At 70.5% G+C, this 13,654-nt stretch carries 9 protein-coding genes; all 9 read left to right on the plus strand.

The features are described from left to right. The first annotated feature begins 243 nt into the window (after positions 1 to 243). A complete protein-coding gene (locus ACZ5VC_RS19470) occupies positions 244 to 1,191 on the plus strand; it encodes a beta-ketoacyl-ACP synthase III (protein ID WP_469121245.1) in 948 nt (315 codons plus the stop codon). 129 nt (positions 1,192 to 1,320) lie between these two features. Next, complete coding sequence (locus tag ACZ5VC_RS19475; RefSeq protein ID WP_469121246.1) at positions 1,321 to 1,998, plus strand: GntR family transcriptional regulator; 678 nt, start codon at positions 1,321 to 1,323, stop codon at positions 1,996 to 1,998. 170 nt (positions 1,999 to 2,168) lie between these two features. After that, complete coding sequence (locus tag ACZ5VC_RS19480; RefSeq protein WP_469121247.1) at positions 2,169 to 3,350, plus strand: ROK family transcriptional regulator; 1,182 nt, start codon at positions 2,169 to 2,171, stop codon at positions 3,348 to 3,350. Positions 3,351 to 3,590: 240 nt separating this feature from the next. Further along, entirely contained in the window at positions 3,591 to 5,081 is a 1,491-nt protein-coding gene (locus ACZ5VC_RS19485) for a sugar ABC transporter ATP-binding protein (protein ID WP_469121248.1), read from the plus strand. Then, positions 5,078 to 6,109, plus strand: a complete 1,032-nt coding sequence (locus ACZ5VC_RS19490) for an ABC transporter permease (protein WP_469121249.1) — start codon at positions 5,078 to 5,080, stop codon at positions 6,107 to 6,109. Before ACZ5VC_RS19485 ends, ACZ5VC_RS19490 begins: the two co-directional genes overlap by 4 nt. A gap of 63 nt (positions 6,110 to 6,172) precedes the next feature. Continuing rightward, positions 6,173 to 7,210, plus strand: coding sequence for a substrate-binding domain-containing protein (locus ACZ5VC_RS19495; RefSeq protein WP_469121250.1), 1,038 nt, complete (start codon positions 6,173 to 6,175; stop codon positions 7,208 to 7,210). An 82-nt stretch (positions 7,211 to 7,292) separates the two neighbouring features. Continuing rightward, positions 7,293 to 8,534: a Gfo/Idh/MocA family protein gene (locus ACZ5VC_RS19500; RefSeq protein WP_469121251.1), complete on the plus strand. Its 1,242-nt coding sequence runs from the start codon at positions 7,293 to 7,295 to the stop codon at positions 8,532 to 8,534. Positions 8,535 to 8,544: 10 nt separating this feature from the next. Continuing rightward, positions 8,545 to 9,549, plus strand: a complete 1,005-nt coding sequence (locus ACZ5VC_RS19505) for a sugar phosphate isomerase/epimerase family protein (RefSeq protein ID WP_469121252.1) — start codon at positions 8,545 to 8,547, stop codon at positions 9,547 to 9,549. Positions 9,550 to 9,896: 347 nt separating this feature from the next. Next, positions 9,897 to 13,580, plus strand: coding sequence for a ThuA domain-containing protein (locus tag ACZ5VC_RS19510; RefSeq protein ID WP_469121253.1), 3,684 nt, complete (start codon positions 9,897 to 9,899; stop codon positions 13,578 to 13,580). Positions 13,581 to 13,654: the final 74 nt, after the last annotated feature.

Raw genomic sequence — 13,654 nt, forward strand, 5'->3', positions numbered from 1 at the left:
GCAGGAAGGCGGGAACTCACTTTGTCGACGAAATATTGTCTGCAGTATGGAGTGGGGTCGGGCAAGGGTTCTGACAGCGGCGACGGCGCCCGCCCTGCCCGGAGATGTCGCGGAGTCTCCAACAGGCGCTCGGGAATCTTGGTGGTTTACGCGCCCGGTTACCCATCAGTCGCTGACGACACTGGAGGGCTCATGGCGTCAAAGCCATCACGACGTCAAAGCCGATCAAAGGGGGTCCCGAGCATGACGGGCACTCGTATCGCCGCGCTCGGGCACTACCAGCCCGCCAAGGTGCTCACCAACGCGGATCTGGCGGCCATGGTCGACACGAGCGACGAGTGGATCACCAGCCGCGTCGGCATCAAGACCCGCCACATCGCGGGACCGGACGAGCCGGTGGACGAGCTCGCGGCGCATGCCGGCGCCAAGGCCCTCGCCTCGGCCGGGCTCGCGCCGGCCGATGTCGATCTCGTCCTGGTGGCCACGTCCACCGCGATCGACCGCTCGCCGAACACCGCGGCCCGGGTCGCCGCCCGGCTCGGGATGACCTCGCCCGCGACGATGGACCTCAACGTCGTCTGCGCCGGGTTCACCCACGCGCTGGCCACCGCCGACCACGCCGTACGGGCGGGCTCCGCGGCCCGTGTCCTGGTCATCGGGGCCGACAAGATGGCCGACATCGTCGACTGGACCGACCGCTCCACCTGTGTGCTCGTCGGCGACGGCGCGGGCGCCGCGGTCGTCGAGGCCACCGGCCCCGACGAGGAGCCGGGGATCGGACCGGTCCTGTGGGGATCGGTCCCCGAAATGGGCCACGCGGTGCGCATCGAGGGCACGCCGCCGCGCTTCGCCCAGGAGGGCCAGAGCGTCTACCGCTGGGCGACCACCCAGCTGCCGCCCATCGCCCGCAAGGTCTGCGAGCGGGCCGGCCTCACGCCCGAGGACCTCGCCGCCGTGGTGCTGCACCAGGCCAATCTGCGGATCATCGAGCCCGTCGCCCAGAAGATCGGCGCCATCAACGCGATCATCGCCCGTGATGTGATCGACTCCGGCAACACCTCGGCCGCCTCGATCCCGATAGCGCTCTCGAAGCTGGTCGAACGCGGCGAGCTCGTTTCCGGCGCCCCCGCCCTGCTGTTCGGATTCGGCGGAAACCTCTCGTACGCCGGGCAGGTCGTCCGGGTGCCCTAGTGGGCAGTTGGCCTGTGGGCCCCGGGGACCCGGCACCTCGTGCACGTATTCGCCGCCATCGCTCTCGGTAGACTGTAGACAATAGCCAATTCCTGATTGGCGTCTCCGAGGAGCATGAGGGGGACCGCGATGTCGTCCGCAGGACTGCCGCAAGGTGCCGTGCCGAAGCTGGAGCGACCGGGGCCTCTGCGTGAGCGCGTGTACGAGGCACTGCTCGAACTGATCACCACGCGCGCTCTGCGGCCCGGCCAGCACCTGGTCGAGAGCGAACTCGCCTTCCATCTCGGAGTGTCCCGCCAGCCCGTGCGCGAAGCGCTGCAGCGGCTCAACACCGAGGGATGGGTCGATCTCCGCCCGGCCCAGGGTGCCTTCGTCCACGAGCCCACCGAGGAGGAGGCGGACCAGCTGCTCTCCGTCCGTACCCTTCTGGAGGCGGAGGCCGCCCGGCTCGCCGCCGCCAACTCCGGCACCGACGGGATCGCCGTACTCGAGGAGCTCTGCGCCAAGGGCGAGCGGGCGGTGGCGGACGGCGACGTCGACCTGGCCGTCGCGACCAACGCCGAGTTCCACGCCACCGTGATGCGACTGGCCGGCAACGTCGTCCTGGCCGGGCTGGCGGCGCAGGTGGACCGCCGGGTCCGCTGGTACTACACCCCCGTCGCCCGGCAGCGCGGCAAGCAGTCCTGGGTGGAGCACCGCGAGCTGATCTCCGCCATCTCCGCCCGCGACGAGCAGCGCGCCACCGAGGTCATGCGGGCGCACACCGAGCACACCCGCACGACCTACCACCAGCGCGACAAGGGCTGACGGGCGACGCCCGAGGGCGGGGAGGGAGAGGTCCGGGCGGGGCTTTGTCCTGGGTGTGGGGAAAGTTGGCACGCATTGCTGCGCAACTTCTTCCCACTCCGGGAAAGCGCTGCTACGTTCCCCTCGAAAGCCCGACGGACCATGGCTCAGGGGAGGGGCACGTGAGACGCATGACGGCTCGACCCGCCAACGCACACCAGGCGCGACTGCTCAGGCTGCTGCGCGACGGTGGCCCCAACTCCCGTGCCCAGCTGGGTGATCAGATCGACCTCTCGCGCTCCAAGCTCGCCGTCGAGGTCGACCGGCTCCTGGAGACCGGACTGGTCGTCGCGGACGGACTCGCCGCCTCGCGCGGCGGGCGCCGCTCGCACAACATCCGGCTCGCGCCCGAACTCCGTTTCCTGGGCGTCGATATCGGGGCCACCTCCATCGATGTCGCCGTCACCAACGCCGAGTTGGAGGTACTGGGACACCTCAACCATCCGATGGACGTACGCGAGGGCCCGGTCGCCGTCTTCGAGCAGGCGCTCTCGATGGCCAACAAGCTCCGTGCCTCCGGCCTCGCCGAGGAGTTCGACGGCGCCGGGGTGGGCGTCCCGGGCCCCGTCCGCTTTCCCGAGGGCATTCCGGTGGCCCCGCCGATCATGCCCGGCTGGGACGGCTTCCCCGTCCGGGAGGCCCTCAGCCAGGAACTGGGCTGCCCCGTCATGGTCGACAACGACGTGAACCTGATGGCGATGGGGGAGCAGCACGCGGGCGTCGCGCGTTCCGTGGGGGACTTCCTCTGCGTCAAGATCGGCACCGGTATCGGCTGCGGCATCGTCGTCGGCGGACAGGTCTACCGCGGTACGACGGGCAGCGCCGGCGACATCGGGCACATCCAGGTCGAACCCGACGGCCGCGCCTGCGCCTGCGGCAACAGGGGCTGTCTGGAAGCCCACTTCAGCGGGGCCGCGCTCGCCCGGGACGCCGAGGACGCGGCGCGCGGCGGCCGCTCCGACGAACTCGCCACGCGCCTGGCGGAGGCCGGCCGGCTCACCGCGGCCGATGTCGCCGCCGCGGCGGCCGCCGGTGACGCCACCTCCCTCGACCTCATCCGGGAAGGCGGCAACCGGGTCGGCCAGGTCATCGCCGGACTCGTCAGCTTCTTCAACCCGGGCCTCGTCGTGATCGGCGGCGGGGTCACCGGCCTCGGCCACAATCTGCTCGCCAGTGTCCGCACCCAGGTCTACCGGCAGTCCCTGCCCCTGGCCACCGGAAATCTCCCCATCGTGCTCGGGGAGTTGGGGCCCGTCGCCGGCGTGATCGGCGCGGGCCGGCTCATCAGCGACCATCTGTTCTCACCGGCCTGACCCCCTCCCACGACGCCCCCCCCCGCAGCGCACAGCCACGCACAACCCCCCGCACCTGGCACCACCTGCCCACTCACGGCCGCACACCCGCCGAGGGGATTCGCCATGGCACCAGAAGCACCCGCACACCCGGAACCACCCGCACACCCGGAACCACCCGCGCGCCCGGAACCAACCACACACTCCGAACCAGCCGCGCGCCCCGAACCACCCGCGCGCCCCGGACCGCCCCTGCTCACCATGTCCGGCATCACCAAGTCCTTCCCCGGTGTACGCGCCCTCGACGGCGTCGACCTGGAGGTCCAGGCAGGCGAGGTCCACTGCCTCCTCGGCCAGAACGGCGCCGGCAAGTCCACCCTCATCAAGGTGCTCGCCGGAGCACATCAGCCCGACGGCGGCCGCATCACCTGGCGCGGCGAGCCCGTCCGGCTCAGGTCGCCGGTCGCCGCCATGCGGCTCGGCATCGCCACCATCTACCAGGAACTCGACCTGGTGGAGGGCCTGTCGGTCGCCGAAAACGTCCACCTCGGCCATGAACCGACCGCCGCCGGATTCGTCGTACGCGGCCGGGCGGCCAGGGCGTCCACCTCCGCCCTGCTCAAGCGGCTCGGCCACCCCGAGATCGACCCCGCCGGACTCGTCGGCGAACTCTCCGCCGCTCAGCGTCAGATCGTCTCCATGGCCCGCGCGCTCTCCCACGATGTGCGCCTGATCGTCATGGACGAGCCCTCCGCGGCCCTCGACCCCGACGAGGTCGACAACCTCTTCCGCATCGTCGACGGCCTCACCGCCGACGGCGTCGCCGTCGTCTACATCTCCCACCGCCTGGAGGAGATCCGCCGGATCGGCGACCGGGTGACCGTCCTCAAGGACGGCCGGGCCGTCGCCGTCGGCCTCTCCGCCAAAGAGACACCGACACGCGACATCGTTGCCATGATGACCGGTCGGAATGTCGAGTACGTCTTTCCGGGCCGGCCCCGCGCAGCCCCCCTCGCGGCCCCCGTGCTCACCGTCGAAGGGCTCACCCGCGACGGCGAGTTCGCCCCCCTCGACCTGGAACTGCGCCCCGGCGAGATCGTCGGACTCGCCGGACTCGTCGGCTCGGGACGCTCCGAGGTCCTGGAGACGATCTACGGAGCCCGCAAGGCCACCGCCGGACGCGTCCTGGTCGACGGGAAGGCCCTTCGGCCCGGCAGCGTCCGCGCCGCCGTCCGCGCCGGTCTCGGCCTCGCGCCCGAGGAACGCAAGGCGCAGGGCCTGCTGATGCTGGAGTCGGTCACCCGCAATGTGTCCGTGTCGTCCATGTCCCGCTTCGCCCGCGCGGGCTGGGTCGACCGGAAGGCCGAACGCGACGCCGCCCGGCGGGCCACCCGCGAGCTCTCGCTGCGGCCCGACAACCCCGACGCCCGCATCCGTACCCTCTCCGGCGGCAATCAGCAGAAGGCCGTGCTCGCCCGCTGGCTGCTGCGCGGCTGCCGGGTCCTGCTCCTCGACGAGCCGACCCGGGGCGTCGACGTCGGCGCCCGGGCCGAGCTCTACGCTGTGATCCGCGGCCTGGCCGACGACGGACTCGCGGTCCTGCTGGTGTCCAGCGAGGTCCCCGAAGTGCTGGGCCTCGCCGACCGCGTCCTTGTGCTCCGAGAGGGCCAGGTCGTGCACACGGCGCCCGCCGGGGAGCTCGACGAGCACCGCGTACTCGACCTCGTGATGGAAGGGAGCCCGACGTCATGACGCAGCCTGCCTCTCCCGCGCAGCGGGACGCGCCCACAGTGATCGTCAAGTCAAGTCAGAAGTACGGAAGTTGGCGCGCTCTGGGCCTGAAGGCCGATGTCCGCAACCTCTCCCTGCTGGGCGTCCTCGCCGCGCTGATCGCGGTCGGCGGCTTCACCAGGCCCGCCGAGTTCCTCGCCACCTCCAACCTCCAACTGGTCCTCACCCAGGCGTCGGTCATCGGTGTCGTCACCGTCGGCATGACCTTCGTCATCACCAGCGGCGGAATCGACCTGTCCGTCGGCGCGATCGTCGCCCTCGCCTCCGTATGGGCGACCACCGTCGCCACCCAGGAGTACGGCTTCGCCGGCATCCTCTTCACCGCCCTCGTCGTGGGCCTTGCCTGCGGCCTGGTCAACGGGCTGCTCATCGCGTACGGCGGAATGGTCCCCTTCATCGCCACCCTGGCCATGCTCGCCTCCGCGCGCGGGCTCGCCCTTCAGATCACCGACGGCCGCACCCAGATCGTCACCGTCGAATCGGTCCTCGACCTCGGCATTCCCGATGCCTATCTGCTCGGGGTACCCCCGCTCGTCCTGGTCTTCGCCGCCGTCACCGTCGTCGGCTGGCTGCTTCTGAACCGCACCACCTTCGGACGCCGCACGGTCGCTGTCGGCGGCAACGCGGAAGCCGCGCGTCTCGCCGGTATCGACGTCCGCCGCCAGCGGCTCTACCTCTATCTGCTGTCCGGGCTGTGCTGCGGCATCGCGGCCTTCCTGCTGATCGTCCTGTCCGGCTCCGGCCAGAACACCAACGGAAACCTTTACGAACTCGACGCCATCGCCGCCGCGATCATCGGCGGCACGCTGCTCAGCGGCGGCCGGGGCACCATCGTCGGCTCGGTGCTCGGCGTCCTCGTCTTCACCACCATCACCAATATCTTCGCGCTCAACAATCTGCAGAGCGATGTCCAGCAGATCGCCAAGGGCGCGATCATCGTCGCCGCCGTTCTGGTCCAGCGCCGCACCGCGCGCCACGGCGAGGTCTGACACCCCTCGCCCCACCCCCGCCGCCGCCCCATGCCCGCACTCCTCCCGAAGGGCCTCACCGCCATGCCAGAAACCAGCCGCAGAGGACTGTTCTCCCTCACCGCCGCCGTCTCCGCCGGAGCGCTCCTCACCGCCTGCACCAGCAACGAGCCCGCGGGCAAGGCCCCGGCCGCCGGCAACGCGCCGGCCGCCGACGGCAAGCCCGGCACCCCCGTGACCATCGGCTTCGCCGGCCCGCAGGCCGACCACGGCTGGCTCAACGCCATCAACGAGAACGCCAAGGCGCGGGCGAAGAAGTACTCCGAAGTGACCCTGGAGATCACCGAGGGCTCCAACGACACCGCCGCCCAGATCGGCCAGATCCAGACCCTGATCAACAAGAAGGTCGACGTCCTGGTCATCCTGCCGGCCGACGGCAAGGCGCTCACCCAGGTCGGCCTCCAGGCCATGAAGGCCGGCATCCCGGTCATCAACCTCGACCGCGTCTTCGCCTCCCCGCAGGCCTACCGCTGCTGGATCGGCGGCGACAACTACGGCATGGGCCTCAACGCCGGCCGCTACATCGGCGAGAAGCTCAAGGACAAGCCGAACGCCAAGGTGATCGAACTCGCCGGCATGGACAGCCTGGAGCTGACCAAGCAGCGCACCCAAGGCTTCGACGACGCCCTGAAGAACTACCCCAACATCACCAAGGTGGCCCGCCAGGCCGCCGACTTCACCGTCGAGTCCGGCCAGGCCAAGATGGCTCAACTGCTCCAGGCTCAGAGTCAGTTCGACGCCCTGTGGAACCACGACGACGACCAGGGTGTCGGCGCGCTGCGCGCCATCGCTCAGGCCGGCCGCAACGACTTCCTGATGGTCGGCGGCGCCGGCGCCAAGTCCGCCATGGACGCCATCAAGGCCGACAACAGCGTCCTCAAGGCCACCGTGCTCTACCCGCCGACGATGGCCGCGTCCGCCATCGACCTGGCGCGCTCGCTCGGCCAGAAGAAGGGCGTGGGCGGGATGGCGGAGCTGGAGATCCCGGCCTCGATCACCCTGTACTCCGCCGTCGTGACCAAGGACAACGTCGACGAGTACCTGCCCACCGGCTTCAGCTGACCGGGCCTGCCCGCCCCCACCGTGCAAGGGCGCCGCGGCGCGCACCGAGCGGCCGCGGCGCACACGAAGAGGAGGAATCCGTATGGAACAGAGGGACAGTGCGGACGCCCCGCCGACACTCGGCGTCGGCATGGTCGGATACGCGTTCATGGGCGCGGCCCACTCCCAGGGGTGGCGCACCGTGGGCCGGGTCTTCGACCTGCCGGTGCGGCCGGTCCTCGCCGCCGTCGCCGGGCGGGACGCGGCGGCGGTGCGCGCCGCGGCGGACCGGCACGGCTGGGCGGCGGCGGAGACCGACTGGCGCGACCTCGTCGCCCGGGAGGACGTGCGGCTCGTCGACATCTGCACACCCGGTGACAGCCATGCGGAGATCGCCATCGCCGCGCTGGAGGCGGGCAAGCACGTGCTGTGCGAGAAGCCGCTCGCCAACACGGTCGAGGAGGCCGAGGCGATGGCCGCCGCGGCCGAGCGTGCCGCCGCGCGCGGCCAGGTGGCCATGGTCGGCTTCAACTACCGTCGGGTGCCGGCGATCTCGTACGCTCGCCGGCTCATCGCGGAAGGCCGGCTCGGCACGCTGCGGCATGTGCGGATCACCTATCTCCAGGACTGGCTGGTCGACCCGGCCTTTCCGCTGACCTGGCGCCTCGAGCGGGAGCACGCGGGCTCCGGAGCGCTCGGTGACCTGGGCGCACACGCCGTGGACCTCGCGCAGTACCTGGCGGGGGAGCCGGTGGTGGGCGTCTCGGCGCTCACCGAGACCTTCGTACGGGAACGGCCGCTGCTCGCCGGGGCCTCGGCCGGGCTGTCCGCGACGGCGGGCGGCGGCTACGGCTCGGTCACCGTCGACGACGCGGCCCTCTTCACCGGCCGCCTCGCCTCGGGCGCCCTCGCGTCCTTCGAGGCCACCCGGATGGCCGCGGGCCGCAAGAACGCCCTCCGGTTGGAGATCAACGGCGAGCACGGTTCCCTCGCCTTCGATCTGGAGCGGCTCAACGAGCTGTCCTTCCACGACCACACCGAGCCGGCCGCCTCCGCCGGCTTCCGGCGGATCCTGGTGACCGAGCCGGGCCACCCGTATCTGGAGGGGTGGTGGCCGCCGGGTCACGCGCTCGGTTACGAGCACACCTTCGCCCACCAGGCCCGTGACCTGGTCCTCGCCATCGCCTCGGGCACCGCGCCGGAACCGTCGTTCGCCGACGGACTGCGGGTGCAGCGCGTCCTCGCGGCCGTCGAGGAGAGCGCGCAGAAGAATGCCGTCTACACCCCCGTCCCCCAGGCCGGCGGCGTGAAGACCGCCGTCCGGCAGGCCCCCGTCACCGCCTAGGAGGAGACCCGTGCCACGTCCCTTCACCCTCTTCACCGGCCAGTGGGCCGACCTGCCCCTGGAGGAGGTCTGCCGGCTCGCCCGTGACTTCGGCTACGACGGGCTCGAACTCGCCTGCTGGGGCGACCACTTCGAGGTCGACAAGGCGCTGTCCGACCCGTCCTATCTGGACGGGCGGCGCGCGCTCCTCGACAAGTACGGGCTGAAGTGCTGGGCGATCTCCAACCATCTGGTCGGCCAGGCCGTCTGCGACCACCCCATCGACGAGCGCCACCAGGCCATCGTGCCGGCGCGGATCTGGGGAGACGGCGACGCCGAAGGCGTCCGGCGCCGGGCGGCACGCGAACTCGCGGACACGGCGCGGGCCGCGGCCGCTTTCGGAGTCCGTACCGTCATCGGTTTCACCGGCTCCTCGATCTGGCATCTGGTGGCCATGTTCCCGCCGGTGCCGGAGCGGATGATCGAGCGCGGATACGAGGACTTCGCGGAGCGGTGGAACCCGATCCTGGACGTCTTCGACGCCGAGGGCGTGCGGTTCGCGCACGAGGTGCACCCGAGCGAGATCGCCTACGACTACTGGACCACACACCGCGCCTTGGCGGCGGTCGACCGACGGCCGGCCTTCGGGCTCAACTTCGACCCCAGCCACTTCGTCTGGCAGGACCTGGACCCGGTGGGCTTCCTCTACGACTTCCGGGACCGGATCTACCACGTCGACTGCAAGGAGGCGCGCAAGCGCCTCGACGGCCGCAACGGCCGGCTCGGCTCGCACCTGCCCTGGGGCGACCCCCGGCGCGGCTGGGACTTCGTCTCCGCGGGGCACGGCGACGTGCCCTGGGAGGACGTCTTCCGGATGCTGCGGTCCGTCGGTTACGACGGGCCCGTCTCCGTGGAGTGGGAAGACGCCGGCATGGACCGGCTTACCGGCGCGCCGGAAGCGCTTTCCACGCTCAAGCGGTACGACTTCGACCCTCCGTCGGCATCCTTCGACGCGGCCTTCGGCAGCGGCGACTGACCCGAAGGCGCAGGCAGGGGCCCGGTGGCGAGACCGCCACCGGGCCGGTCCGGCCTGCTCCCGCCCGGCTTTGTCCTGCCGCTGTGAAAAGTTCAACCAGACTGGCGCACAAGGGCTTTCCGTGCGGGACGAACCCCGCTACCGTCCCTGAGGTGTACAGGACATAGCTCGATCGGCATCCCGTACGGCCCGCACGACCCAGGCACACCCGCAGGACCCGAAGCCACCTGTACACCAAGGCGCAGACCAGCGTGACGGCGCACGCCGGTCCCCGGACACCCTCCCCCACGCCCCGACGGGCCCGGGGGACCCCCAGTACGAGCACCGGCCCTTTCCGGAGGACATTCGTGCACAGAACAAGGATCCCAGCCCGGAAATCACTCGCTCTCCTCACCGGCACACTGCTCGCCGTCACCTCACTCGCCCTCGGCGCCCCGCAGGGCGTGGCCGCCGACACCGAGACAGCGGCTGCCGAGGAATTCCAGCAAGTCACCCTCGCCAAGGGAGGCGAAGAGGTCGGCGAGCCCATGTCGCTCGCCGTGCTCCCCGACCGCAGCGTGCTCCACACCTCCCGCAACGGAGAACTCCGCCGCACCGACGCGGCCGGCAACACCAAGGTCATCGGCACCCTCCCCGTCTACTCCCACGACGAGGAAGGCCTCCAGGGCATCGGACTCGACCCCGACTTCGCCCGGAACAAGGCCATCTACCTCTACTACGCGCCCCCGCTGAACACCCCCGCGGGGGACGCCCCCAACGAGGGCACGGCCGCCGACTTCGCCAAGTACGACGGTGTCAACCGTCTCTCGCGCTTCGTCCTCAAAGCCGACGGCACCCTCGACAACGCCAGCGAGAAGAAGGTCATCGACATCCCGGCGACCCGCGGCATCTGCTGCCACGTCGGCGGCGACATCGACTTCGACGCCCAGGGCAATCTCTATCTGTCGACCGGAGACGACTCCAACCCCTTCGCCTCCGACGGCTACACCCCCATCGACGAGCGCCCCGGCCGCAACCCCGCCTACGACGCCCGCCGCACCTCGGGCAACACCAACGACCTGCGCGGCAAGATTCTGCGCATCAAGGTCGCCGACGACGGCTCCTACACCGTCCCCGCCGGCAATCTCTTCGCCCCCGGCACGGCCAAGACCCGGCCCGAGATCTACGCCATGGGCTTCCGCAACCCCTTCCGCTTCACCGTTGACAAGAAGACCGGTGTGCTCTACGTCGGCGACTACGGCCCCGACGCCGGCGCGGCCGACCCCAAGCGCGGCCCGGCCGGACAGGTCGAATTCGCCCGCGTGACCAAGCCCGGCAACTTCGGCTGGCCCTTCTGCACCGGCAAGAACGACCCCTACGTCGACTACGACTTCGCCACCAAGGCCTCCGGAGCCACCTTCGACTGCGCGGCGCTGAAGAACGACTCGCCGTACAACACCGGCCTCGTCGACCTGCCGCCCGCCGAACCCGCCTGGATCCCCTACAACGACGGCTCCGTACCCGAGTTCGGCAGCGGCTCCGAATCCCCCATGGGCGGTCCGGTCTACCACTACGACGCCGCCTCCACGTCCCCGGTGAAGTTCCCCGAGTCCTACGACGGCGACTTCTTCGCCGGCGAGTTCGGCCGGCGCTGGATCAAGCGCATCGAAAGCGGCGCCGACGGCACCGTCCAGTCCATCAACCCCGTCCCCTGGACCGGAACCCAGATCATGGACATGGCCTTCGGACCCGACGGCGCGCTGTACGTCCTCGACTACGGCACCGCCTGGTTCGGCGGCGACCACAACTCCGGGCTCTACCGCATCGAGAACGCCACCGGCGGCCACTCCCCGGTCGCCGAGGCCGCCGCCGGCAAGACCTCCGGCCAGGCCCCGCTGCGCGTCGCGCTCTCCTCCGCCGGCACCACGGACGCCGACGGTGACACCCTCACCTACACTTGGGACTTCGGCGACGGCACCACAGCGACGGAGCCCAACCCCACCCACACCTACCGCACCAACGGCACCTACACCGCGACCGTCACCGCCAAGGACTCCACCGGGCGCACCGGCTCCGCGAGCGTCCACGTCGTCGTCGGCAACACCGCACCCAAGGTGACCCTCGACCTGCCCGCCGAAGGCGCGCTCTTCGCCTTCGGCGACGAGATCCCCTTCAAGGTGACCGTCACCGACCCCGAGGACGGGACGATCGACTGCGCCAAGGTCAAGGTGACCTACGTCCTCGGCCACGACAGCCACGGCCACCCGGTCACCTCCGCCAACGGCTGCACCGGCACCATCAAAACCTCGGCCGACGGCGGCCACGACCCCAACGCCAACATCTTCGGAGTCTTCGACGCCGAGTACACCGACGGCGGAGGCGGCGGCCAGGCCGCGCTGACCAGCCACGACCAGGCACAGCTCCAGCCGCGCCACCGGCAGGCCGAGCACTTCTCCGCCCAGTCCGGCATCCGTACCTACGACAAGACCGCCGCCAACGGCGGCAAGACCGTCGGCGACATCGACAACGGCGACTGGATCTCCTTCACTCCGTACAACCTCACCGGCTCCACCAAACTCACCGCCAGGATCTCCTCCGGCGGCGCGGGCGGCTTCCTGGAAGTACGGACCGGATCGCCGACCGGCACCCTCCTCGGGTCCGCACCCGTCCCGGTCACCGGAGGCTGGGAGACCTTCCAGAACATCGACGTACCGCTCCGGTCCGTCCCCCGGAAGACCACCCAACTCTTCCTGGTCTTCAAGGGCGGCGCCGGCGCCCTCTACGACGTCGACGACTTCGAGCTGAGCAGCACCGCTGCGAACCGCGCCGCCAAGCGCGTCCTCGTCTTCTCGAAGACGGCCGGCTTCCGGCACGACTCCATCCCCGCCGGCATCACCGCCCTCAAGGAACTCGGCGCCTCCAGCGACATCACCGTCGACGCGACCGAGGAACCCCGCCAGTTCACCACCGCCAACCTCGCCCGGTACGACACCGTCGTCTTCCTCTCCACGACCGGCGACGTACTCGACGCCGAGCAGCAGGCCGCCTTCGAGAACTACGTCGCCACCGGCGGGGGCTACATGGGCGTACACGCCGCCGCCGACACCGAATACGACTGGGAGTTCTACGGCGGACTCGTCGGCGCGTACTTCTCCTCGCACCCCCAGATCCAGCAGGCGACGGTCCGGGCCGAGGACCACGCCCACCCCGCCACCGCCCACCTCGACGAGGCCTGGGAGCGGACCGACGAGTGGTACAACTACCGCACCAATCCGCGCGACAAGGCGCGCGTCCTCGCCACCCTCGACGAAACCACCTATCAGGGCGGCACGATGAAGGGCGACCACCCGATCGCCTGGTGCCAGAGTTACCAGGGCGGCCGGTCCTTCTACACCGGAGGCGGCCACACCAAGGAGTCGTACGCCGAACCCGCCTTCCGGCAGCACCTGCTCGGCGGCCTGCGCTACACCACCGGACAGGTGGCCGCGAACTGCGCCCCGCAGACCGGATACCGCGCACTCTTCAACGGCCACACCCTCGACGGCTGGAAGCAGGCCGGACCCGGCGGATTCAACGTCGCCGACGGCGAACTGCGCTCCGAGGGCGGTATGGGAATGCTCTGGTACCAGGCCAAGGAGCTGACCTCGTACTCCCTGAAGCTCGACTGGAAGATGGCCGGTGACGACAACTCCGGTGTCTTCGTCGGTTTCCCCGCATCCGACGACCCCTGGTCGGCGGTGAACAAGGGCTTCGAGATCCAGATCGACGCCACCGACGCGGCGGACCGCACGACCGGAGCCGTCTACGGCTTCAAGTCCGCCAACATCAAGGCCCGCGACCAGGTACTCAGGCCGCCCGGCCAGTGGAACAGCTACGAGATCCGGGTCCAGGGAGAACGGCTCCAGGTCTTCCTCAACGGAGTCAAGATCAACGACTTCACCAACACCGACCCGGCCCGCAGCCTGAAGGACGGTCACATCGGCATCCAGAACCACGGTGCCGACGACCAGGTGTCCTTCCGGAACATCCAGCTCAGGGAGCTGCCCTCGTAGGGGCGCGCCCGGGCCGGGAAAAAGCCGGCGGCGGGCGGGGAGGCGCCGTACCCCCCGCCCGCCGTCTCCACCGC

The organism is Streptomyces sp. NPDC033174, assembly GCF_055577795.1.